The sequence below is a fragment of the Roseovarius sp. MBR-154 genome, assembly GCF_053628595.1.
Window position 1 is genome coordinate 33,211 of the sequence record NZ_JBRJGR010000015.1, and the last position, 22,883, is coordinate 56,093.

Annotated in this window: 23 protein-coding genes; 10 read left to right on the top strand and 13 right to left on the bottom strand. The window is 64.5% G+C overall.

The features are described 5' to 3' along the window. Window positions 1-246 precede the first annotated feature (246 nt). Together ACSSV4_RS16280 and ACSSV4_RS16285 are read right to left on the bottom strand one after the other, a co-directional pair. Window positions 247-1,545, bottom strand: coding sequence for a glycine cleavage T C-terminal barrel domain-containing protein (locus ACSSV4_RS16280; protein ID WP_454276148.1), 1,299 nt, complete (start codon window positions 1,543-1,545; stop codon window positions 247-249). A gap of 64 nt (window positions 1,546-1,609) precedes the next feature. Further along, window positions 1,610-1,915, bottom strand: coding sequence for a hypothetical protein (locus ACSSV4_RS16285; RefSeq protein ID WP_454276149.1), 306 nt, complete (start codon window positions 1,913-1,915; stop codon window positions 1,610-1,612). 9 nt (window positions 1,916-1,924) lie between these two features. Between ACSSV4_RS16285 and ACSSV4_RS16290 the strand changes: the two genes are divergently transcribed. Continuing rightward, on the top strand, window positions 1,925-2,143 hold the full coding sequence (locus tag ACSSV4_RS16290) for a hypothetical protein (RefSeq protein WP_454276150.1): 219 nt from the start codon (window positions 1,925-1,927) through the stop codon (window positions 2,141-2,143). Continuing rightward, a complete protein-coding gene (locus ACSSV4_RS16295; protein WP_454276151.1) occupies window positions 2,131-2,922 on the top strand; it encodes a calcium-binding protein in 792 nt (263 codons plus the stop codon). Before ACSSV4_RS16290 ends, ACSSV4_RS16295 begins: the two co-directional genes overlap by 13 nt. A 49-nt stretch (window positions 2,923-2,971) precedes the next feature. On the opposite strand, the gene ACSSV4_RS16300 is transcribed toward ACSSV4_RS16295, so the two are convergent. From ACSSV4_RS16300 to fabA, 3 genes are read right to left on the bottom strand one after another with little or no spacing between them, the layout of a single operon-like run. Then, window positions 2,972-3,763 carry an enoyl-ACP reductase FabI gene (locus tag ACSSV4_RS16300; RefSeq protein ID WP_454276152.1) on the bottom strand — a complete coding sequence of 264 codons (792 nt, stop codon included), beginning with the start codon at window positions 3,761-3,763 and terminating at the stop codon, window positions 2,972-2,974. Window positions 3,764-3,770: 7 nt separating this feature from the next. Then, the gene (gene fabB / locus ACSSV4_RS16305) at window positions 3,771-5,000 is read right to left on the bottom strand and encodes a beta-ketoacyl-ACP synthase I (RefSeq protein ID WP_454276153.1); all 1,230 of its coding nucleotides are present in this window, start codon (window positions 4,998-5,000) and stop codon (window positions 3,771-3,773) included. Between the two features lie 26 nt (window positions 5,001-5,026). Continuing rightward, a complete protein-coding gene (fabA, locus tag ACSSV4_RS16310) occupies window positions 5,027-5,536 on the bottom strand; it encodes a bifunctional 3-hydroxydecanoyl-ACP dehydratase/trans-2-decenoyl-ACP isomerase (RefSeq protein WP_454276154.1) in 510 nt (169 codons plus the stop codon). A gap of 181 nt (window positions 5,537-5,717) precedes the next feature. Here fabA and irrA point away from each other — a divergent pair, with 181 nt between their 5' ends. From irrA to ACSSV4_RS16325, 3 genes are all read left to right on the top strand, one after another. Next, window positions 5,718-6,140, top strand: coding sequence for an iron response transcriptional regulator IrrA (irrA, locus tag ACSSV4_RS16315; protein ID WP_454276155.1), 423 nt, complete (start codon window positions 5,718-5,720; stop codon window positions 6,138-6,140). Between the two features lie 197 nt (window positions 6,141-6,337). After that, the gene (gene yghU / locus ACSSV4_RS16320) at window positions 6,338-7,207 is read left to right on the top strand and encodes a glutathione-dependent disulfide-bond oxidoreductase (RefSeq protein ID WP_454276156.1); all 870 of its coding nucleotides are present in this window, start codon (window positions 6,338-6,340) and stop codon (window positions 7,205-7,207) included. A 53-nt stretch (window positions 7,208-7,260) separates the two neighbouring features. Then, a complete protein-coding gene (locus ACSSV4_RS16325; protein WP_454276157.1) occupies window positions 7,261-7,980 on the top strand; it encodes an NYN domain-containing protein in 720 nt (239 codons plus the stop codon). 24 nt (window positions 7,981-8,004) lie between these two features. Here the strand turns inward: ACSSV4_RS16325 and ACSSV4_RS16330 are convergent, their stop codons facing one another. Both ACSSV4_RS16330 and ACSSV4_RS16335 read right to left on the bottom strand, forming a co-directional pair. Further along, window positions 8,005-8,940 (bottom strand): orotidine 5-phosphate decarboxylase, encoded by a 936-nt coding sequence (locus tag ACSSV4_RS16330; RefSeq protein ID WP_454276158.1) that lies wholly within the window; start codon window positions 8,938-8,940, stop codon window positions 8,005-8,007. Between the two features lie 68 nt (window positions 8,941-9,008). Next, window positions 9,009-10,055, bottom strand: coding sequence for a Glu/Leu/Phe/Val family dehydrogenase (locus ACSSV4_RS16335; protein WP_454276159.1), 1,047 nt, complete (start codon window positions 10,053-10,055; stop codon window positions 9,009-9,011). A 119-nt stretch (window positions 10,056-10,174) separates the two neighbouring features. On the opposite strand from ACSSV4_RS16335, the gene ACSSV4_RS16340 reads away from it, so the two are divergent. Further along, window positions 10,175-10,630 (top strand): Lrp/AsnC family transcriptional regulator, encoded by a 456-nt coding sequence (locus tag ACSSV4_RS16340; RefSeq protein WP_454276160.1) that lies wholly within the window; start codon window positions 10,175-10,177, stop codon window positions 10,628-10,630. Then, the gene (locus tag ACSSV4_RS16345; RefSeq protein ID WP_454276161.1) at window positions 10,631-11,800 is read left to right on the top strand and encodes an NAD(P)/FAD-dependent oxidoreductase; all 1,170 of its coding nucleotides are present in this window, start codon (window positions 10,631-10,633) and stop codon (window positions 11,798-11,800) included. It abuts the gene before it with no gap. Here the strand turns inward: ACSSV4_RS16345 and ACSSV4_RS16350 are convergent. After that, on the bottom strand, window positions 11,776-12,972 hold the full coding sequence (locus ACSSV4_RS16350) for a class I SAM-dependent methyltransferase (RefSeq protein ID WP_454276162.1): 1,197 nt from the start codon (window positions 12,970-12,972) through the stop codon (window positions 11,776-11,778). The genes ACSSV4_RS16345 and ACSSV4_RS16350 overlap by 25 nt on opposite strands. Before the next feature lie 52 nt (window positions 12,973-13,024). After that, window positions 13,025-14,965, bottom strand: a complete 1,941-nt coding sequence (locus tag ACSSV4_RS16355) for an AsmA family protein (RefSeq protein WP_454276163.1) — start codon at window positions 14,963-14,965, stop codon at window positions 13,025-13,027. Between the two features lie 110 nt (window positions 14,966-15,075). On the opposite strand from ACSSV4_RS16355, the gene rimO reads away from it, so the two are divergent. Beyond that, on the top strand, window positions 15,076-16,464 hold the full coding sequence (gene rimO / locus ACSSV4_RS16360; protein ID WP_454276164.1) for a 30S ribosomal protein S12 methylthiotransferase RimO: 1,389 nt from the start codon (window positions 15,076-15,078) through the stop codon (window positions 16,462-16,464). A gap of 134 nt (window positions 16,465-16,598) precedes the next feature. Beyond that, window positions 16,599-16,973 carry a thiol-disulfide oxidoreductase DCC family protein gene (locus ACSSV4_RS16365; protein ID WP_454276165.1) on the top strand — a complete coding sequence of 125 codons (375 nt, stop codon included), beginning with the start codon at window positions 16,599-16,601 and terminating at the stop codon, window positions 16,971-16,973. A 4-nt stretch (window positions 16,974-16,977) separates the two neighbouring features. On the opposite strand, the gene ACSSV4_RS16370 is transcribed toward ACSSV4_RS16365, so the two are convergent. The 4 genes from ACSSV4_RS16370 to ACSSV4_RS16385 all read right to left on the bottom strand — a co-directional run bounded on the left by ACSSV4_RS16370 (window position 16,978) and on the right by ACSSV4_RS16385 (window position 21,134). Continuing rightward, on the bottom strand, window positions 16,978-17,748 hold the full coding sequence (locus tag ACSSV4_RS16370; RefSeq protein ID WP_454276166.1) for an IclR family transcriptional regulator: 771 nt from the start codon (window positions 17,746-17,748) through the stop codon (window positions 16,978-16,980). Between the two features lie 13 nt (window positions 17,749-17,761). After that, complete coding sequence (locus tag ACSSV4_RS16375) at window positions 17,762-19,123, bottom strand: TRAP transporter large permease (protein WP_454276167.1); 1,362 nt, start codon at window positions 19,121-19,123, stop codon at window positions 17,762-17,764. 1 nt (window position 19,124) lies between these two features. After that, a complete protein-coding gene (locus tag ACSSV4_RS16380) occupies window positions 19,125-19,793 on the bottom strand; it encodes a TRAP transporter small permease (protein WP_454276168.1) in 669 nt (222 codons plus the stop codon). A 105-nt stretch (window positions 19,794-19,898) separates the two neighbouring features. After that, window positions 19,899-21,134: a TRAP transporter substrate-binding protein gene (locus ACSSV4_RS16385; RefSeq protein WP_454276169.1), complete on the bottom strand. Its 1,236-nt coding sequence runs from the start codon at window positions 21,132-21,134 to the stop codon at window positions 19,899-19,901. Between the two features lie 117 nt (window positions 21,135-21,251). On the opposite strand from ACSSV4_RS16385, the gene ACSSV4_RS16390 reads away from it, so the two are divergent. Beyond that, on the top strand, window positions 21,252-22,859 hold the full coding sequence (locus tag ACSSV4_RS16390; RefSeq protein WP_454276170.1) for a GMC family oxidoreductase: 1,608 nt from the start codon (window positions 21,252-21,254) through the stop codon (window positions 22,857-22,859). Window positions 22,860-22,883: the final 24 nt, after the last annotated feature.

The window sequence follows — 22,883 nt, forward strand, 5'->3', positions numbered from 1 at the left end:
ACCGACCAGCGTCATTGGTCGCAGCAGCGACGCGGCCTGCCGCATCCTCTGCCGGGGCCGTGGCATGGGCACGATCAACGCCTGCGAAATGAATCCATGCGGCCACTGACCCGGGCGATGTAAGCGCAAGACGATATGTGCTGTGCCGATCACGGTTCTTGTGTGAAGAACGTGTCGGCACCTCATGTTCGGACCGGTTCGCGGAAGCATCCATCGGGTCCCGCCCGAAGACTTGCAGTTGAGCCCCTACCCTCGTGCCCTCTCTCGCGCGCTCGGATTCTCTGAGGCGACGAACGGCACTTCCGACACGACCGCCGCGGCAGATTGGCCCGACGCCTCCTGATACATCTCTGGTAATTCGACCTGCAGTCGCGTGCCGATGGCGGATTTGTCCCAGGGCACATAGGCCAGGGCAATATTCTGCTCCAGTTCCGGCGAATACCACGGCGAGGTGACATAACCGCAGCGCGCGCCCTCGGCATCGCTCACCAGCCAGAAATCCGGCGCATAATCGGTGATCGGCAATCCCCCCATCTTTAGCCCGACCAGCTTCAGGGAGAACGGATAGCGCCCGGCCTCGATCTCGTCACGCTGCGCCTCCAGCGCCGTCTTGCCGATGTAATCGGCGGATTTTTCGCGCGGCACCTGATAGGCCAGATTGACCTGAAACGGCGAGGTTTCGGCATCCATGTCCTGCCCCCAGGACAGGATTCCGGCGGCGATGCGGCGATGATGACCCGGCGCGATCACCCTCAGCCCGTAGCGTGCGCCCAGACCGCGCAGCGCATACCACACCCGCTCCGCCGTCTCCGAGGCATCGCGCACATAGATCTCGTAGCCCTTCTCGCCGCTGAAGCCGGTCTGGCTGATCACCACCGGGCAGCCCTCGATCTGTGCCTCCATCAACCCGTAATACGGGATGTCGCGCAACTCCTCGCCGATCAGGTCGGCCATAAGATCCTCCGAGAGCGGCCCCTGCACCTGCAGAGGTGCCACGTCCAACTCTCGGATATCCACATTCCAGCGGCGCGGCATGTTCACCCCCTGCAACCACAGCATCAGATCGCTGTCCGAGATCGAAAACCAGAACTCGTCCTCGGCCAGCCGCAGCAGGACGGGATCGTTCAGGATACCACCCCGGTCATTGCAAAGGATGCAGTATTTGCCGTGCATCGGCCTGATCCGCGTGGCGTCGCGGGTGATCACGGTGTTTACGAAATCCTCGGCATCGGGTCCCTTGACGCGGATCTGCCGCTCGACGGCGACATTCCACAGGGTCACACCATTGACCAGCGCGCGATACTCGGCCATCGCCCCACCATCTTCGGGCCGTGCATAGCCGCGCGGATGATACATGCGGTTGTAGATCGTCGCGCGCCACGCCCCGGCCTCGATCGACAGGTGCCAGAAGGGGGATTTTCGGACCCGGGTCGAAATCAGCATCTGCACGGGGGTGGGGCCGGATTGGCGCAGATTGGCGGGCACTGTGCGATCCGATTGATCCACGCCGGGCACATTCGGGTGGGTGCGGTTCTGGTACGTCATACTGCCGAAGTGGGAATGCGCCACACTGCGGTCAATATGCCCCCGGAAAATTCCCTGTCACGGGTCAGTTACTCAGGAAATCGGTAAGAGACGCCGACAGATTGGGCGCGTCCTGCGCCAGCCGTTCGCCGGTCCAGGACTTGAAGAACGCCGCAACCTGTTCGTTTTCCTCGAGCCGGGCTTCAATCGACGCGGCCACGCTCTTCATGCCGTCATGCAGGTCTGGTGCAAGCATCGGCTCCTGCCAGATCGCCGTCCCGAGACAGCCCAGCAGGCCGATCCGCACAGGCCAGGCCATGCCCCGCACGCGCCGGGCGCGCTGCTCGACGCGCATCTGGCGTTCGGCCGGAGATTTGCCCTGCTGTTCCATGCCTGCAGCATGATCGGCAAGCTTGGCCAGATTGAGGCGGAACCGCGACGCAAGACGCCATACACGCCCTGCGCCCATCCGCAGCGCGCAAAGAACCGCGAGCCGACCGGGAATAAATCCGCAGGCAGCACGTTTGTCATAAGCCCCGTCAAGACGAACGCGCGGGGCCTGACACCAACGCGCCGGACACGGCGCCAGCAGCAAGGATCGACAGAATGGCACGATTGATTGGAACCAATAGCGCGGACCGTCTGACAGGCACTCCCTTCGCCGATCAGATCACTGGACTTGACGGCGACGACACGCTCCTCGGCGGCGACGGAAATGACAAGATCGACGGCAACGACGATGGCGATCGCATCGAAGGCGGCGAGGGCACTGACACCATCGAGGGCGGCAAGGGCGAAGACCTGCTCGTCGGCAACGCCGGAGACGACAGGATCACCGATGCCAGCGGCGACGACAGTCTGTTCGGCGGGATCGGCAACGACACGCTGGACGCCGGCGAAGGCAACGACAGCCTCGATGGCGGCGCGGGTGATGACCTGATGATGGCGGGCGCGGGCAACGACCGGATGACCGGGGCGGGCGGCAACGACCGCATGTTCGGAGGCGAAGGCGATGACGTGATGATCGCGGGACAAGGCCGCGACAGTCTCGCGGGCGGCGCGGGCAATGACCGCATGTCCGGTGGTGGCGGCCATGACCAGCTCAGCGGTGGCGAAGGCAATGATCACATCGACGGCGGACGCGGCAATGACGTGATGACCGGCGGCGAAGGGGCCGACACCTTTGTCTTCAGGTTCGGCCGCGATGTGATCCGGGATTTCGAACCCGGAGACGATCAGATCGACCTGACCGGGCTGAGCGGCGTCAATGATTTCGACGACGTTCTCGGTGCCGCACGAGTTTCCGGCACCTCCGTCGTGCTCGACTTCGGCGCACATGATCTGATCTTGCGCAATGTCACGATCGCCCAACTCGACTCGGACGACTTCATTCTTTGAGGCTCTGGGCATCGCCGCTCCCGCAGGTCTCGGGGGCGGCACCCGTTGCTCAGAGGTTTTCGGCCTGCGGCATGCCCAGCACATGATAGCCGCCATCCACATGGATGATCTCGCCGCTGGTGCAGGCGCCTGCATCGGAGGCGAGGTATACCGCCGTGCCACCGATCGCCTCGAGCGTGGCATTGGCGCGCATCGGCGCGTTCATTTCGGTATGTTTGAAAGTCTTGCGCGCGCCACCGATGGCCGCGCCTGCCAGTGTCTTCATCGGGCCGGGGCTGATTGCGTTGACGCGGATGCCCTCGGGGCCCAGATCATTGGCCAGATAACGCGTCGCGGCCTCCAGCGCCGCCTTGGCCACGCCCATGACGTTGTAACTCGGCACCACCTTGTTCGACCCCTGGTAGGTCAGCGTCAGCAGGCAGCCGCCCTTGTCGCGCATCAGGGGATGCGCCCGGCGCGCCACCTCGATGAAAGAATAGGCCGAGATTTCCAGCGAGTGCTTGAAATTCTGTCGGCTGGTATTGAGGAACCGCCCCGTCAGTTCCGACTTGTCGGAATAGGCGATGGCGTGCACCACGAAATCGATTGTCGGCCACTGCTCGCCCAGCTTCTGAAAGGCCGCATCGAGTGAGGCATCGTCGGTCACGTCGACATCGAGCAGGATGTCGGAGCCGACGCTTTCGGCCAAGGGGGCCACGCGCTTGGCGAAATTCTCGCCCTGATAGGAAAAGGCAAGCTCTGCACCCGCCGCGTGCATCTCCCGGGCGATCCCCCAGGCGATGGAGCGGTCATTCGCAACCCCCATGATCAGGCCGCGCTTGCCCTGCATCGAATTCATCATATGCGTGTCATCCGTGATACTTGCTCAGCAGCATGCAGCCATTGGTGCCGCCGAAGCCGAAAGAATTGGTCATCACCGTATCAAGCCCGGCATTATCCACCCGGGCAGTCGCGATTTCGGCGGGGTCAAGCGCCGGGTCGAGCGTCTCGACATTGATCGAGGGGATGATGAAGTCATGCTCCAGCGCCAGCAGGCAATAGATCGCCTCCTGCGCGCCGGTGGCCCCCTGGGAATGGCCGGTCATCGACTTGGTCGAACTGATCGGCGGAGTGGAGCCTTGGCCGAAGATGCGGCGCACCGCCTCGACCTCGCCGACATCGCCGACCGGCGTCGAGGTGCCATGCGCGTTGATATAGCTTACCTTGCGCTCGTCGGGCAGGGTCGACAGCGCCACGCGCATCGCGCGCTCGCCGCCCTCGCCCGATGGGGCGACCATGTCAGCCCCGTCCGAGGTGGCGCCATATCCGGTCACCTCGGCATAGATCTTGGCCCCGCGTGCCTTGGCACGCTCCAGATCCTCCAGCACGACGATACCGCCGCCGCCCGAAATCACGAACCCGTCGCGATCCGCGTCAAAGGCGCGGCTCGCGCGCTCGGGCGTGTCGTTATATTTCGACGACATTGCCCCCATCGCGTCGAACAGGCACGACAGCGTCCAGTCCAATTCCTCGCCGCCACCGGCGAACATCAGGTCCTGCTTGCCCATCATGATCTGCTCAGCGGCATTGCCGATGCAATGCAGGCTGGTCGAACAGGCCGAGGTGATCGAATAGTTGATCCCCTTGATCTGGTAAGCGGTGGACAGGTTGGCCGAGATCGTGGACGACATGCATTTGGGAACCGCGAACGGCCCGATACGTTTCGGGCTGCCCTTTTCCAGAACCGTCTGATGCGCCGAAAGCATCGCCGACGTGGACGGCCCGCCCGATCCCGCAACCAGCCCGGTGCGCGGATTGATGATATCGGCCTCCTCCAGCCCGCTATCGGCAATGGCCTGCCTCATGGCGATATACGCATAGGCCGCCCCCGGCCCCATGAAGCGCAGCGTGCGCTTGTCCACGTGCTCGGTCACATCGAGCTTGATGTCTCCTGCGATGCGGCTGCGAAAGCCGTGCTCGGCCATCGCGGCATTGGCGGACACGCCCGACCGACCCTCTTTGAGAGAGGTCAGGACCTCCTCGACGTTATTGCCGATGCTGGATACGATCCCCATCCCGGTGACGACGACACGACGCATAGGCGCTCTCCTTGTTGCAGCGTGGATCAGCTTTCCGAAAGGGCCACTTTCATATCGCTGACCTGATAGATGACCTCACCATCGGCCTCAACCCGGCCATCGGCAACCCCCATCGTGAGACGACGGGTCTGCACGGCCTTTGTGAAATCCACGTGATAGGTCAGCAACTTTCTATCCGGGCGCACCATCCCGGTCAGCTTCACCTCGCCCACGCCTAGCGCATAGCCGCGCCCCTTCCAGCCGCGCCAGCCGAGGTTGAAGCCGGTCAGTTGCCACAGCCCGTCAAGACCGAGGCAACCTGGCATGATCGGATTGCCCGGAAAATGGCATTTGAAGAACCACAGGTCGGGGTGAATATCGAATTCCGCCACGATATGGCCCTTGCCATGCTCCCCGCCATCGCCCGACACCTCGGTGATCCGATCCATCATCAGCATCGGCGGTTCGGGCAATTGCGCATTGCCCGGCCCGAAAAGCTCTCCACGGGCGCATTTCAGCAGATCGTCGCGATCGAAACTGCTCGGATACTCGGCCATTCGGGCGGCCCCTTTCATTGCTTGCTTCGCAAATTAATCAGTCCAGAAACCCTCTAACACCCGGGAAAAGGCCCTTGCAAGCCTGCCGCACTGCTGCGGCCCTGTTTCCCGCCCCGGGAATTCTATTTGAAATGGGGGGTCATGCCGCCCTATATTGCGATGAAAGAAGGGAAAGGCATTCATGACACCGCAAGCAACCACAGTTGCGACCGATTGGCTCTCCGGGGCCGGGCTGCGCCCGACGCGTCAACGCGTGGCACTGGCGCGCCTTCTGGTGGGCGACGGGCAGCATCGGCACGTCACCGCCGAAAGCCTTTTTGCAGATGTGCAGACGCAGGGCGAAAGCGTGTCGCTGGCCACGGTCTACAACACGCTGCGCGCGTTCTGCGATGCGGGGCTCATTCAGGAAGTGACGGTCGACGGCTCCAAGAGCTATTTCGACACCAACACCCATGACCATCCGCATTTCTACTGGGAAGACGAAAACCGTCTCAGCGACGCCCCTGCCGACGAATTGGAGATCTCGCGCCTGCCCTCGGCCCCCGAAGGTGCCGAAATCAGCGCGGTCGATGTGGTGATCCGCCTGCGCCGCACCGCGCGCTAGCTAGCTCAATCAATCTTGAAACCGGATGCGCAGCCCCAAACTGCCCAACCGGGCAACTGTCACGCCGCGCGCGATCACTGCGTTCCGGTAAGAGCGGCCTTTGCAGGTGCGCACACAACTTTGTGCGGAGGCATCGCTTGTGTAAGCGACTGAAAGAGTTAGCTTGTCGGTCAGAAAAATTGAGAGGACATCAGCACATGACCAATGACAGCTACACCCCGCCCGACGTCTGGAAATGGGAAGCAGCCTCTGGCGGGCAGTTTGCCTCGATCAACCGGCCCATCGCGGGCCCGACCCATGACAAGGACTTGCCTGTCGGAGAGCATCCCTTCCAGCTGTATTCAGTCGCCACGCCCAATGGCGTCAAGGCGACGGTGATGTTCGAGGAACTGCTCGACGCCGGACGTAACGCTGAGTATGACGCGTGGCTGATCAATATCAGCGAGGGTGATCAGTTCGGCAGTGGCTTTGTCGAGATCAACCCCAATTCCAAGATCCCCGCATTGGTGGACCGCACCGGCGACACACCGCTGCGCGTGTTCGAGAGCGGCTCGATCCTGATGCATCTGGCCGAGAAATTCGACGCCTTCCTGCCGGGACACGGCCCGGCGCGCACCGAAACGCTCAACTGGCTGATGTGGCAGATGGGCAGTGCGCCCTATCTCGGCGGTGGCTTTGGCCATTTCTACGCCTACGCGCCAGAGAAGTGGCAATACCCCATCGACCGCTTCGCGATGGAGGCCAAACGACAGCTTGACGTGCTCGACCGACAACTGTCGGAGAGGCCCTATATCGCGGGGGAGGACTACACCATCGCCGATATCGCGATCTGGCCGTGGTATGGGCAGTTGTGCCTCGGACGGCTCTACAGTGCGGGCACCTTCCTTGATGTGCAGAGCTACAAGCACGTGATGGCATGGGCAGAAAAGATCGACGCCCGCCCGGCGGTGCAACGGGGCCGCATGGTCAACCGCAGCTTTGGCGAGCCGCATATGCAACTGCATGAACGCCACTCGGCCGAAGATTTCGAGACCCGCACGCAGGACAAGATCGGCGAGGACGCCTAATCGCTTTCGCCCCGCCGCGGGATCAGGCATGAAGGGGGCAAAGGAGCCTCTTCATGCCGACACGCGACACCCACCTTCTTGCCGTTCTGATTGACGCCGACAATGTGCCGGCGAAATATGCCGATGCGATCCTGCGCGAGGTCACCAGCTATGGAGAGCCGGGGTTGCGCCGCGTCTATGGCGACTGGTCGAGCCAGCAACTGTCGGGCTGGACCCGCACGGCGCAAAGCCTCGGCCTTGTCCAGCACCAGCAGACCGCCAATACCAAGGGCAAGAATGCCAGCGATATCGGGCTTGTGATCGACGCGATGGATATCCTGCACGCGGGCCATTTCGACGGCTTCGTGCTGGTCTCCTCGGATAGTGATTTCACCCGGCTGGCCAGCCGCATCCGCGAGCAGGGGCTGACGGTGATCGGCATCGGTGAGGCCAAGGCCCCGGACGCACTCAAGAACGCCTGCAACCGTTTCGTGGCGATCGAGAACATCTATGAAGATGTGACCGACACCCCCCGAAACGCCCCCAAGCCCAAGCTAGACAGCCAGCATATCGCCGATGCGCGGCGGCTGATCTTCGAGGCGATGGAGAAGATCGACAGCGATGACGAATGGTATCCGCTCGGGCGCATCGGCCAGCAGATCCAGGCCGACAAGCCGGATTTCGACACCCGCAGCTATGGCAAGAAGAAGCTGAGCGACCTGATCAAGGAATTGAAGGTGTTCGAAACGCAATCGGGGCCGGGCAACCAGCTTCTGGTACGTCGCGTCGACTGATCTGCGCCCGGCGGGCGTGCGGCGTCAACCCTGCCCCTGCACCGGGCCAAAGCGGATCAGGACGCGCCCCTCGGGCGTGGTATCGCGGTACACCACGAGATCGGGCAGGCGCAGGCTCAGCGGCTGCCGCGCCATCCCGGCGCGCCAGGCCGTGCCGGTGTCGAGGCAGGTCGAATCGACACCCGCGTAGCTTTCACGCGGCGGCACGCGGCGCAACTCGCCCAGATCGTCGAGCATCACCCGCCCATCCACCACCGCCTGCGTGCTCCGCAGGATCTCGCGCCCGAGGCTGGCGGTGCGCGGCCCCTGCCCCGACAGGTCTGACCACACGCCACAGACATGCGCGCGCCCGTTGACCGAGATCAGTTCGGCGGCAACGCGTAGACCGCCTCCCGAGGAATAGCGCCCCTCGGACTGGCTGGCAGCGGGGCTCAGATCGACAAGACGGCTCAGGCGACGCAGGAATGGCACCACCTCGAGCCCCGCACCCATGGCCCCCGGCCCGGTCTGGCGAAAAACAATATGCGGACCGCCATCGCCACCATCGGCATGGGCGATCTGCTGGCGCGGCAGGAACACCTCGGGCACGCGCCCCGCGCGCCACGGCAAATCGGTCAGGAGACAGCCCGCAGGCGCGCCCGCATAATCCAGCCGCGGCGCGATCTGTGGCAAGGCCCCCAGATCCTGCGCCACGCGCCGCCCCTGCACATAGGCGCTGGCCAGTCGCAAGATACGCCGTGCCTGCCCCTCGGTATAGCTGGCTTTGCTCTCGCTTTCCGCCCATGCGCCGCAGAGCGCGGTGCCGCCTTTCGCAGTGCGGCGAAACTCGGTCGCGACGGTCAGCCCGCCGCCCGACGAAAACGTGCCATGGGCAAGGCTCACCCCTTCGCTCAGCCGGGTCTCGGCCTGCGCGGCGGGGGCAAGGCCCAAGACAAGGGCAAGGATCAGCGGACATCGCATGGCGGGCCTCCCGGGCTGTTTGCCCCAGCCTAGCAAGCCCCGAGGCCCCGCACAAATCACGACAGGCGTCAGACCGCCTGTGCCAGCAGTTGCTCCTCGACGATCCGGTCGGCGATCACGGCGGGGCTTATGCCCTCCGCCGCTACACGGGCCAGGATATGCGCCATGTTGGCCCGCATCGCCGACAAACGGTCGGCGACCCAGGCATCGCGATCCGCGATCTGCAAAATCTCGGCAGCAACGTTGATGATCCCGCCACCATTGGCCACATAATCCGGCAGGTAGAGGATGCCGCGCGCCTCCAGCAATTCGGCGGCCTCGGGCGTGGCCAGCTGATTGTTCGCCGCACCACAGATCATCGCAGCCCCGATCTCGGGAATACTGCGCGCGTTCAGCACGCCGCCAATCGCACATGGCGCGAAGATATCCGCCTCCGCCGCATGAATGGCCCCGGGTGCTACCGGCTCCGCCCCGAATTCCTTGACGGTAGAGGCAACGCGCGCCGCGTCCATATCCGCCACGATCAGCCGCGCGCCCGCCTCGTGCAGCATCAGGCACAGATGCCAGCCGACATGGCCCAGCCCCTGCACCGCCACCCGGCGACCGGCCAGATCGGCCTTGCCCCAGACCCGCATCGCGCCCGCCTGCATCGCGCCCATCACACCCCGCGCCGTCACCGGCGACGGATCACCGCTGGCATGCATGCCCTGATCGCGGCCCGCCACGAACCGCGTCTCGCGGGCGATCTCGGCCATGTCCTCGGGGCTCATCCCCATATCCTCGGCGGTCCAGTAGCGTCCCCCAAGGCTGTCGATGGCACGCCCCATGGCGCGCAGCAGCGCGGGCGTCTTGTCGTGACCCGGGTCGCCCATGATCACCGCCTTGCCACCGCCCAGCGGCAGACCGGCGGCAGCATTCTTGTAACTCATGCCGCGCGACAGGTTCAGCACATCCTCGATCGCCGCATCGTCGCCCTCATACACCCGCATCCGCAAGCCCCCCGCCGCCGGGCCAAGCCGCGTGGAATGCAGCGCAATGTAGCCGCGCAAGCCGCTCTCGATATCCTCGACGCGGTAGAGGGCCTCATGGGTGGGCGATGAAAGACGTGTCAGCATGGTGGAATCCTCCCTAGCGTCAGGGTAAGACCACAGAAGGGCGAAAAAACACCAAACTTTTGTCACTTGGGCGTGACGAATGGGGTTTTTCTCCAATAACAGGGGGAATATTAGGGCTCATGGATAGTATCGACCGCCGCATCATCGCCGCGCTGCAACGCGACGGTCGGCAGAAACTCGCCGATCTCTCGGCCACCATCGGCCTCTCACCCACCCCGCTCGCGCGCCGCATAACCCGGCTGGAAGGCGCGGGCGTGATCACCGGCTATGCCGCCCGCGTCGATCAGGAAAAGCTCGGCCTGCCGCTCAACGCCTTCATCTTCGTCGAGCTGGAACATCACACCCGCGACGCGATCAAGGCCTTCGAAAACCGGCTGCGCCGCTTTGACGAGGTGATGGAATGCTACCTGATGACCGGCACGCGCGACGTGCTGATCCGCGTGGTGGCCGCCGACCTCGCAGGCTTCGACCGGTTTCTCGAGGACGGGCTGATGCAGACGCCCGGCATCCGCTCCATGCGCTCCAGCTTCGCGCTGCGCACCATGATCCGCCGCGACGCGCTGCCCGAGGTCTGAATGGAGCAGTTCGACGTCATCGTGATCGGGGCCGGGCCGGCAGGCGGGGCAGCCGCGTATTGGGCGGCGCGCGCAGGTCTTACCGTGGCGCTCGTCGACCGCAAGAGCTTTCCGCGCGACAAGCTCTGCGGCGGCCTCGTGACGGGGCGCGCGCGCAGGCATTACGCGGAGATTTTCGGCCATGACATGCCGTTCGACCCGGATCAGCGCAAGACCACAGTCGATTTCCGCCATCGCGGCCAGCCCATCGGCGTGATCGAGAATGCGCCGATGCTGTGCCTTGCGATGCGGTGGGACATGGATGCGATGATCTGTGGCCGGGCGATTGGTGCGGGGGCGCGGGATTTCACAGGGCAGGCTGTCGCAGAGATGGATTTCGGCGCTAAGAGTGTCACGCTCACGAACGGTCGGACACTTGTCTACGGCGTGCTGATCGGCGCGGACGGGGTCATCAGTCAGGTGGCAAAACACCTCTTCGGCCAGAGCTTCGATCACGCGCGCATCGGCTTCGGGCTGGAGATCGAGGCAACCGATCCGCATCTTGACCCCGCCGCGCCGATCCGCATCGACCTTGCGGCAGCGCAATGGGGCTACGGCTGGTCCTTCCCCAAGCGCCACTCGACCACCATCGGCGTCGGCGGCCTGCTGTCAAAGAACCCCCGGATGAAACACATCATGTCCGCCCATTGTGACATGCTCCGCGTGACTGCGCCCGAGGCGCGCATCAAGGGCCAGTTCCTGCCCTTCGGCCATTTCCGGAAACACCCTGGTCGCGGCGCGGTTCTACTCGCTGGCGATGCTGCCGGGCTCGTCGATCCAATCACCGGCGAGGGCATCGGCCACGCCCTGCACAGCGGCCAACTTGCGGCTGAGGCGGCGGTTGATGCGCTCGCCGCAGGGCAGCCCGACACGACCTTGCGCCGCTATCGGCGCGGTCTGCGCCCGCTGCATCGCAGTCTCCGGATGGCACGGCTGATCCGCCCGGTGATCTTCGCTCCCGCGCTCGCGCCGGGCTTTGCGCGCGCCTTTGCCCGCTCGACCACGCTGCGGCGGCAGTTTCTCGACCTGATGGCGGGGGATGCGGAATATGGCGGCATCCTGTGGCGGCTGGTGCTGCGCTTGCCGCGCCTCGGGCTGATGGCGCTTCAGCGCCGCAGGATTGAGGAATAGAGCAGCAAGCCGTGATCCCCCAGCTCCCGCTCGACCTTGGACCAGAGCGCCCCCATCCCGATCGGATCGGTCCCCGTCGCCGTCGCAATCTCTTGCAGGCTGCGCCGCCCGTCCACCGCCGCGATCAGCCGGGCCGCCTCTTTCGGCAGGCTCAGCCGCGCCTGCAATCTGCCAAAGCTCAGCTTCGGGCTTTGCCCCTGCGCCACGGCCCGCGCCAGATCGGCGGCGCGCAGCCCTTTGAGATGGGGAATGAGCGCGCGGTTGCGACCTGTGGCCGCCCCCCGCGCCTCGCTGCCGCGCACGGCATAACCGACATGCGTCTTGATCGTGCCGTCGAGCTTTTCGGCCAGCGCCATCCGCTCCACCGGGCTCAGATGCTCCGGCACCTCGGTCAGGCGCCCGAGATCATAGAGCGCGGGCATGGTAAAGCCGGTGAGGTGCCAGCCCGTCGCCTCCAGCATGTCACACAGCGACATCACGTCAAAAGCCCGGTCCTGCGAGTGCAACAGCAAGTCATAGAACCCTGCGTCGCTGTCCTTGTGATCGCCAAGGTTGATATTGGCCCTGAACGGATGCCCCTCGGGCAGCCCCGCCACGATCTTGCGCGCCGCCTTGAGCCGCGCCGCAGGTGCCATCCCCGCAAAAAGGGTGCCGAACGCCTCCTGCAACGGATAGACGCCCGTGCGCCCGTAAGGCGCATAAACCATGAACCCCATGCCGCCACCGGGGGCCAGGGCGGCCAGCAGAGCGCGAAAGCCCTCGGCCGGGTCGGGCAGGTGATGCAGCACGCCACAACAGTCGATATAATCGAACACGCCACGATCTTCCGCCTCCAGCAGGCTGCCGGTGACAAAGCGGATGCCACTGAGCCCGCGCACCCGGGCCCGCTCCTCGGCAATCGCGCGCGAGGCGGTCGAGAGGTCCAGATAGGTGATCTCCGCCACCCGGCCCGCATCCTTCACCTGCTGCGCCAGTTGGATGAGCGCATCGCCGGTGCCACCCCCCGCCACCAGCACGCGCAGCGGCTGAGACCAGTCACGCGCCCCGCCGAAAACAAAATGATCCACCTCCAGCAGATGCGACGGCGACCCGGTGATCAGCCGCGTGCGCTCCTCCGCCGGATCGCGCGCCGGATAGGGATAAGCCTCGTATTGCGCCCTGACCTCGCTCACCGCCCCGCCCCCTGTTTCTTTTTGGCAAAAATACTCAAATCCGACGCCCGCCTCAGTCGAAAAGCTTGCGCAGCGTGTCCTTCGCCTTGTCCTCGATCTTGTCCTTGACCGCATCCTCAAGACTCTGGCCCTCCTCCGGCGTCACCTTGAGCCGCTTCTGCACCTCGCGCTCCAGCCGATCCTCGGCCTTCTGCTCCAGCTTGTCGCGCTCGGCCTTGAAGTTTAGATCAAGCGCCTTTTCCAGATCGGGCTTGATGCGCGGGCTGGCCCAGGGCCCCTCGATCCGCACCGGAATGGCAAGACCGTGCGAATTCTCGCCCTCCAGCAACACCGGCGTGAAGAGATAGTCGATATCGCGCGCGCCCAGCCCCACACGGCCCGTCCCCTCGGCCCGCGCCAGCGGCAGCTTCATCGCCAGATCACGGTTGTAGAGATTACCCATGTCCATGGTGAAACTGGCGCTCAACGTGTCAAAGACCGTGGCCCCCCCTGACATGTCGCCCGAGCGCATCAGCCGGTCGAGATCAATCCCGGAGATCACCCCCCGCCCGGTCCGCAACGCGCCCTTGCCCGAGAGCGAATTCATGATCGCATGCAACGAGTTGCCGACGCCGAGAAACTCCACCTCACCGCTCGCCGAGGCGGCGAACCGGGTGATGTCCATCGCATCGGCGAGGAAGCGTTCGAGGTTGATGCCTTCCGCGTTCATGTTGCCACCCACCGACAGGCCCGCGCGGTTGTTGGCGACAAACTCGCCGGTGATCAGCCCGTCATAGGCGCGCAACTCGCGCAAGGAGAATACCGCGCGCGACCGGTCCAGCGTCATCAGGGTGCGGGTTGTGCCCAGCTTCAGGTCGCCAAGGTCGATGCTATCGGCCACCAGCGCCACCTCGCCATTGGCAAGCGCCAGACCGCTTGCATCGATGGGCGTGCGCGACCAGCCGCTGTCAGTGCCGCCGCCCGCCTCGCCATCCGCGCCAGCGAATTGCGACAGGTCAAGCGCGCCCGCATTGAGTTGCGCATTGACGCGCGGCACTTCGCCCGCAAGGTCGATATCCGCTGCCCCCGACAGCGCGTTGCCCCCCAGATCAAGCGTCATGTCTCGCAAGGAAAGCCGCATTTCCTGCGTCAGCGTCACATCCGCCCCGCCTTTGACGCCCGCGCCAAAGCCCTGAGGCAAAGCAATCGCGCCCAGATCCAGCGCCGCGACAAAGGCTCCCGTGTCGGACATGTCGATGTCGAACCGCCCCTGCATCTGCGGCTGCAGCCCGGCACGCCCGTCAAAGCCAAAGCGCCCACCCGGCCCCTCGATATTGGCCACCACATCCGTCACCGCGCCGTCGATGAACGCGCCCACCTGCTCCAGATGGCCCGACACGGTCACCGGATCGCCCGCCTGCCGCAGCACCACGTCAAACGTCGCCCGGCCATCGTAATCGGGCCAGCGCAGGTCGAAATCCATGTCGCGGATGGCCTGTGTCTCGCCGCTGCCGTGATCGGTATAGGTCAGATAGGCGCCTTGGATCAACGCCCGATCCAGCGTAAGCGACAGCCGGTTCGCGGTGGCGGGCGCGCCGCCCTCGGATTGGCCCGAAGGCGCCACGCCCTCGACGCCCAACTCCCAGTTGACCTGCCCGTCAGCGGCCCGCTCAAGCCGAATTTTCGGCCCCACGGCCTCCAACCCGGTGATCCGGATATCGCCGCCAAAGAGCGCCGCCGGCTCCACCCCGATCTTGAGGCTGTCAGCCGCGAGCATCGGTCCCGCGTCGGACCAGTCGGCATTGGCAATCTCGACCGCCCCGGTCGAGACCCCCAAGATGGGATAAAAGCTGAGCGTCGTGTCCCCAGACATGGTGACCTTACGGCCCGTCGCCTTGGAAATCTGTTCGGCGGCGATCTTGGCGATCCGATCGCCCGGCAGAAAGAACAGCGCGCCCAGGACAATTGCCGCCATCACGACCAGCAGCCCGATCAGCCGAAACACCCACCGCATGGCGCAATCCCCTTTTGCAACGCCTCGGTGCAACTCTAGGCGCGCTGCGACGGCAGGGGCAACCGCTTTTCCCCCTTCCCGCAGGGCGGGGCAGAGGCTATATGCCGCCCATGTCACAGAACCCGCCCAGCCTTCGCCCCGATCTCGCCCCGCGCGCCCGCCTGACCGAGACGCCCCGCCACGGCCAGCCGACCATCGGCATGGTCTCCTTGGGCTGTCCCAAGGCGCTGGTGGACAGCGAACGCATCCTCACCCGGCTGCGCGCCGAGGGCTATGGCATCTCGCCCGACTATACCGGCGCGGATGCGGTGATCGTGAACACCTGCGGCTTTCTCGACAGCGCCAAGGCCGAGAGCCTGGAGGCCATCGGCGAGGCGCTGACGGAAAATGGCCGGGTCATCGTGACGGGCTGTCTGGGGGCCGAGCCTGACTATATCACCGGGGTGCATCCGCGGGTTCTGGCCGTCACCGGGCCGCATCAATACGAACAGGTGCTCGATGCGGTGCATGCCGCCGTGCCGCCGTCGCCCGATCCGTTCATCGACCTGCTGCCCGCCTCCGGCGTGCGCCTGACGCCGCGCCATTACAGCTATCTCAAGATTTCCGAGGGCTGTAACCACAAATGCAAATTCTGCATCATCCCTGACATGCGCGGGCGTCTCGCCAGCCGCCCCGCCCATGCGGTGCTCCGCGAGGCCGAAAAGCTGGTCGAAAGCGGCGTGCGCGAACTCTTGGTGATCTCTCAGGACACCTCCGCCTATGGCGTCGATATTAAATATGCCGAGGCGAATGGCCACCGCGCCCATATCACCGATCTCGCGCGCGATCTGGGGTCGCTCGGCGCATGGGTGCGGCTGCATTACGTCTACCCCTACCCGCATGTGCGAGAGTTGATCCCGCTGATGGCCGAAGGATTGGTGCTGCCCTATCTCGACATCCCGTTCCAGCACGCCCATCCCGACACGCTCAAACGCATGGCCCGGCCCGCCGCAGCGGCAAAGACACTGGACGAGATCGCCGCATGGCGCGCCATCTGCCCCGAAATAGCCCTGCGCTCCACCTTCATCGTCGGCTATCCCGGCGAGACCGAGGCCGAATTCCAGACGCTTCTGGATTGGCTCGACGAGGCGCAACTCGACCGGGTCGGCTGCTTTCAATACGAGAATGTCGCGGGGGCCCGCTCCAACGCCCTGTCGGATCATGTGGACCCGGAGGTCAGACAAGACCGCTGGGACCGGTTCATGGCCAAGGCGCAGGCGATCTCGGAGGCCAAGCTTGCCGCGAAGGTCGGCCAGCATCTCGAGGTGATCGTCGACGATATCGACCAAGACGGCGTCGCAACCTGCCGCACCAAGGCCGACGCCCCGGAGATCGACGGGAATTTGTTTATCGACGAGGGGACGAGTGCGCTCTCGGTCGGCGATATCGTCACCGTCGAGGTGGACGAGGCGGGGGAGTATGATCTGTGGGCGCGCGTCCCCCGTCATCCTCGGGCTTGACCCGAGGATCTCTCGTCAGACGCGTGCCCCGGAGCACCCGCTGTCGCGGATATGTTGGCGTGCCATGACAACGCAGGATGCGCGCTCTTCCCGTGACCTCCTCCCGTTCTAGATGACGCAGGAGGAGGCCCCCGATGACCACTGAAACCCATGTGCTCTACAATGCCCGCTGCCCGGTCTGCCGGGCAGAGATCGACCATTACCGGGGCTATGCCGAAGCGCGCGGCCTGCCGGTCGCGTTTCACGATCTCAACAGCCGCGATCTGGCCGATTGGGGGATCGGCGCCGATGCCGCCGCGCGGCGGCTGCATGTGCGGCAGGGCGGGTGCATCCTGTCGGGAGTCGATGCCTTCATCGCGCTGTGGCAGGCACTGCCACGCTATCGCTGGATCGCGCGGATCGTGGCGCTGCCGGGGCTGCGTCAGACCGCGCATCTTGTCTATGAGCGGCTCCTCGCCCCGCGCCTCTATGCCCGACACCTCGCGCGCGAGGGGCGGCCTGCCGCGTGATCGCTCAATCCTCGCTCACCAGCCGTGAAAGATCCGCCGCCGCCTCGCGCATCTGGCGCAGGTAGCCGAGCGCGCGGTCGATGTCGAACCGCTGCGTCGGTGCGTGAAACGACAGCGTCGCCATCAATCGGCCGTTGATATCAAGCACCGGCACCGCGAGCGCGATCATGTCCTGCATGAACTCCTCGCGGTCGAGCGCATAGCCGCTGTCGCGCACCAGACGTATCTCCTCGATCAGCGCCTCGGGATCGGTGAGGGTGTTGGCCGTTCTCGCGCGCAGATCGGTCGCCGCGAGGTATTTCTCCAGATGCGTCCGCGCGAGCGAGCTGAGATACATCTTGCCGCTTGCCGTACAATAGAATGGCACGCGTGTGCCGATGGGCAGCTGGATGCGCAGCGGCCATTCGGTCTCGACCCGCTCCAGATAGGTCATCGCGTCACGATCGGGCAGGGCGATGTTGCAGGTCTCGCCGATCTCGCTGCTGAGCCGCTTGAGAATGGCCTGCCGCGCGGTGCGGATGCGCAGCGAGGACAGGATGCCGCCCGCCATGGTCCGCAGCCGGGGGCCGGGCGAATAGGTGCGCCCGTCCATGTCGCGTTGCAGGAAGCCCTCTTCCTCAAGCGTGGCGAAAAGCCTGTGGATGGTCGGCTTGGGCAGGCCAAGGGCAGCGTTCACATCCGTGGGCGTGATCGGCACGCCTGCCCGGGCGATCTCTTCGATCACCAGAAGCAGGCGCAGGTTTGTCGGGATCGTTCCCGTGCTGTCACCGTCCATGAATACCCCATCGTCAACGGTTCGGAAGCAGGGCCGTCGAAAGCTCCGGCACGAGGGCCACGATGAACCAGACCGAAAGCAAAGCCACCAGATACGGGACGGTGTAACGCAACAGTCGGAAATAGGGAACGCCCGTCACACCCGAGGCCACGTAGAGATTGAGCCCGTAAGGCGGCGTGATGAACCCGATGGAGGCCCCGACAAGGAAGATCACCGCGAATTGCACCGGCTCGACGCCCACCTCATGCGCAATCGGCGCGAGAATTGGCGCGAGGATGATCGTCACCGGCAGGCTTTCGAGCACCATGCCGCAGACGAAGACAATCGCCATCGAGGTGAACAGCACCGCGTAATAGCCCCCCATAGAGGTCACGAAATTGCCGATCAGTTCCTGCGCGCCCAGCACCGACAGGATCTGCTGCATCACCACCGACACCGCGATGAGCGGTGCCAGGATGCCGGTGATCTGCGCCGAGCGCATGGTGATCGAGGGCAGTTCCAGCGGGCTGAACCCTTCGACCACGAGCATTTCCGAGACGCTCTTTTCGCTGACATCGCGGCCCTTTGCCCCGCCCATGATCTTGTAGAGCGGCAGGCTGATGAAGCCCACGATCACGCAGAAGCCGACGGTCACACCGGCCGCCTCGGTGGGCGAGAACTTGCCGGTGTAGATGCCCCAGAGCACCAGGCCGATTGCGAAGAAGCCGAGCCACGCACCGATCGCCGTCTTGATCACGCGCATCGGGCTGAGCGCGATGAGGATGCCCCACTTGTTGCTCCAGCAGATCAGGAATGCCGCAAACATCATTGCGCCCACCATCAGCGCGCCGGGAATGATCCCGGCCACGAACAACTCCGAAATAGGCAGGTTCAGCAGAAAGCCGTAGACGATGAAGATGATCGAGGGCGGGATGATGATGCCCACCGTGCCGCCCGCCGCCGCCGTGGCCGCCGAGAACCGCTCGTCATAGCCGCCCTTGACCATCTCGGGATGCAGCATCGAGCCGATGGTCGCCGTGGTGGCCGAGTTGGAGCCGGAGATCGCGGCAAAGAGCCCGCAGGCACCGAGGCTGGCCATCGCCAGCCCGCCGCGTATCCAGCCGAGACAGGCATAGGCGAAATCCGACAGTCGGCGCGCGATACCGGATCGGTTGATCAGGTCACCCGTCAGGATGAAGAGCGGCATGGCCAGCAGCGCAAAGCCATCGGTGAACACATCCGCCAGCGCCCCGCCGATATTCTGCAACGGCATGCCAAGAACGAAGGACACGCCGATCACCCAGTAACCGATCACCAGAAAGACCGGCACGCCCAGCATGAAGAGAAGCGTCACGGCGATGGAAATGAGCGTGACGAGGGTTGAAGGGTCGGTCATGTCAGTCGCCTCCGATCACGGCCTGGGTGATGAGGGTGTTGCCCCGCCTGAAATTGGCGATGTCTGTGGCAACGTTCTCGAGCACCCGCGCCACCAGCGTGGTGAAGGCCAGCGGCACCGACAGCAGGAACCACCATTGCATCACGTTGTCGGTGCCCAGCATGATCTGGAAATTCGCCGCCGAATTGGCCACCACCTTGGTCGATGTGACGACCACGACCCAGGAAAATCCGATCCACAGCACCGCATCGAGCATCAGGCAACTCATCTGCCCGGCGCGCGGCATGACGGTGCGGAACTCGGCAAAGGCCAGATGGGTGCGCAGCTTGACGTTAAAGCTGCAGCCGAACCACGTCATGATGAGAAAGAGGAACGGCGGCAATGTGGTCGACCACGGCACCTGCTGCGACAGCACGAAGCGGCGGAAGACCTCGACAAAGATGATCCCGCCAATGGCGAGGTAGGACACGACCATCAAGGACTGTTCGAGGTTGCGCTCGGCCCATGGCACCACGCGGTAGAGAACAAGAAATGCCAGCGCCAGCACCAGCATCGCGATCAGGCCCAACGGCCAGACCGCGGGCGCGCGCATCGCTTCGCTCAACATCCATGAATCGCCAGAGGCGAGGGCACTCAGGATCTCTCCCGTGCCCTGAAACCAGCCGGTCATGCCCACTCCTCCCTTTGGGTTGCCGTGTATCTTTGCCGCACGTCTCGGCGGCTTGGGGGTCGGGCCGCGCGCACTCGCCGCGCGACCCGATCAGAGCCTGGCGCGTCAGGCCGACCGCCACCAGCGGCGCGGCTCGACATTCTCAGGCAGGGTATCGACGGGGATCTCCCGGGCGACGTCGTAGATCTCCTGATAGGTGTCGATGCCGCCGGCCCAGCCGTTGAGCCGCTCGCGCCATTGCGCCCATGGTTCGGGGTTGAACTCGGGCGAGCACATTTCCTCGGCCATCTTGATCTGGTCGTCGGCGAGGAACGCGGGGCGCACGCCGTGCTCGGCAAAGATCGTGCCCGGCAGTTGCGGGTCGGAGAAGCCGACGGTCTTGACCAGCGCCGCCTCGTTCGCCGCCTGCACATGCACCTGTGCCAGATACGCCGATTCCATGATCGCATCCTGCAAATGAGGCTCCATCGCGTCAAAGACGCGCACCGACATGGAGGTATGCTCGGTCCCGCAGAAGAACTTGAGATCGACCGACTGGCTGACCACCGGCGACATGTTGGCGTAGGCCACGGCAGAGGCCCAGGTTTCCGCGCCGTCGATCAGGCCCTGCTTGAGCCCGTCCAATGTCTCTTCCCAGGCCACCGGCACCGGGTTGAGGTTCAGCAGCTGCATGGCGATGCGGCCCAACTGTGTGCCGGTGACGCGGTTCTTGGTGCCGAACAGCTCTTCGAGTTTGGTCACGGTGGGTTTCTCGGCAAAATTGTTGCCCAGTTGGATGCCGCGCAATTCGCAATGCGAGAACAGGAATTTCAGCCCATGCCGCTTTTCCAGAGGATCGCGCAGAATGCGCTGCGATTCCGGGGAATAGAGGAAGTGATACTGCGACGCCCGGCTCGGGAACATGTAGGCATAATCGAGCACGTTGAGATAGGGTGCGCCGCCCGCGGAGTTCTGCGTCGAGGCGGCATACATGTCGATCACGCCGGTCTGGGTTTTCTCAACGCAGTTGAGCTGACCGCAAATCTGGTTGTCGCCGATGAATTCCACGCGAATCTCGCCCTCGGTCCGCTCCTCCAGATCGCGGGCGAATTCCAGAACGCCGGCGCGTTCGATCAGCAGGTTGCGCGCGTTGAAACCGGCGGCACCCAGCTTCAGCGTGTGCTTGGGTTCCTTGGCAAAGCGCTTCTCATAGGTGCTTTCGGCGGCACGCGCGAGGGAGGGCAGGCTGACCGCCCCCGTCAGCGCGCCCGCGCCCAAGACCACGGATGACAGGCCGAACTGACCCGACAGACGGAATAAATCCCGCCGGGAAATCCCAGCTAGGGCTTTCGATGCTTTCATGGTTTCCTCCCTGATTTTGCAATTTTGATACTTGCAGTCTCAATATTGCTAGACTTATGGTCGTTATGGCAAGGAAAAACTTTTTGGCTCTCACGCACCTTGAAAGGTCATTTGGAAATGTCGGAGATATCAGCGGATTACGTGATCGTCGGCGCGGGCTCTGCCGGGTGCGTTCTGGCGAATCGCCTCTCCGCCGATCCCAAGATCAAGGTCGTGCTGCTGGAGGCGGGCGGGCGGGACTGGAACCCGTGGATCCATATTCCGGTCGGGTATTTCAAGACCATGCACAACCCGAACGTCGACTGGTGCTACCGCACCGAGCCCGATCCGGGGCTCAATGGTCGCGCGCTCGACTGGCCGCGCGGCAAGGTGCTGGGCGGGTCGTCGTCGCTCAACGGGCTCTTGTATGTGCGCGGACAACCGCAGGATTACGACCGCTGGGCGCAGATGGGCAACCCGGGCTGGAGCTGGGACGATGTGCTGCCGCTGTTCAAGCGATCGGAACGGCAGGAACGGGGCGCGGATGACTATCACGGCGATCAGGGCACGCTATCGGTGTCGAACATGCGGCTGCAACGCCCCATTTGCGACGCTTGGGTGGCGGCGGCGCAAGAGGCGGGCTATCCGTTCAATCCCGATTACAACGGGGCGACGCAGGAGGGCGTGGGCTATTTCCAGCTGACCACGCGCAACGGGCGGCGCTGCTCTGCCGCCGTGGCCTTTCTCAACCCGGTACGAGGACGCGAGAACCTGACGATCCTGACCCGCGCGCAGGCCAGCCATATCACCTTTGACGGCACGCGCGCCACGGGCGTCGCCTATCGCGACCGCGCCGGGCACGAACATGTGGTGCGCGCCGGACGCGAGGTGATCCTGTCGTCAGGTGCCATCGGCTCGCCGCACCTGATGATGCTGTCAGGGCTGGGCGAGGCCGCGCATCTTGCCGAACACGGCATCGAAGTGCGCCGCGACCTGCCCGGCGTGGGCCGCAACATGCAGGACCACCTGCAGGCGCGGCTGGTGTTCAAGTGCAACGAGCCGACGCTCAACGACGAGGTGCGCAGCCTGTTCGATCAGGCGCGGATCGCGCTCAAATACGCGATGTTCCGCGCCGGTCCGATGGCCATGGCCGCGAGCCTTGCCACCGGGTTCATGCGCACCGGGGATCATGTCGAGACCCCCGACATCCAGTTCCACGTTCAGCCCTGGTCCGCCGACAGCCCCGGCGAGGGGCCACATCACTTCTCGGCCTTTACCATGTCGGTCTGCCAGTTGCGCCCCGAGAGCCGCGGGCAAATCCGTCTCGCCTCCGCCGATCCGCGCACCTACCCGAAAATTCACCCAAATTATCTCGCGACCAAGACCGATTGCCGGACCATCGTCGAAGGCATCCGCATCGCCCGCCGCATCGCCCGGCACGCGCCGCTGACCACCAAGATATCCGAGGAATTCCGCCCCGACGCCTCGCTCGATCTCGACGATTACGAGGGCACGCTCGACTGGGCACGTAATTATTCGACTACGATCTATCACCCCACCGGCACCTGCAAGATGGGGCAAGGCGAGGGTGCGGTGGTCGATGCGCGGCTGCGCGTGCACGGGGTGACCGGGCTGCGCGTCGCCGATTGCTCGATCATGCCCGAGATCGTCTCGGGCAACACCAACGCACCTGCTATCATGATCGGGGAAAAGGCGTCAGACATGATCCTCGAGGATCACGCCTGATGGAAAACGCCCCCCGGCCATGCC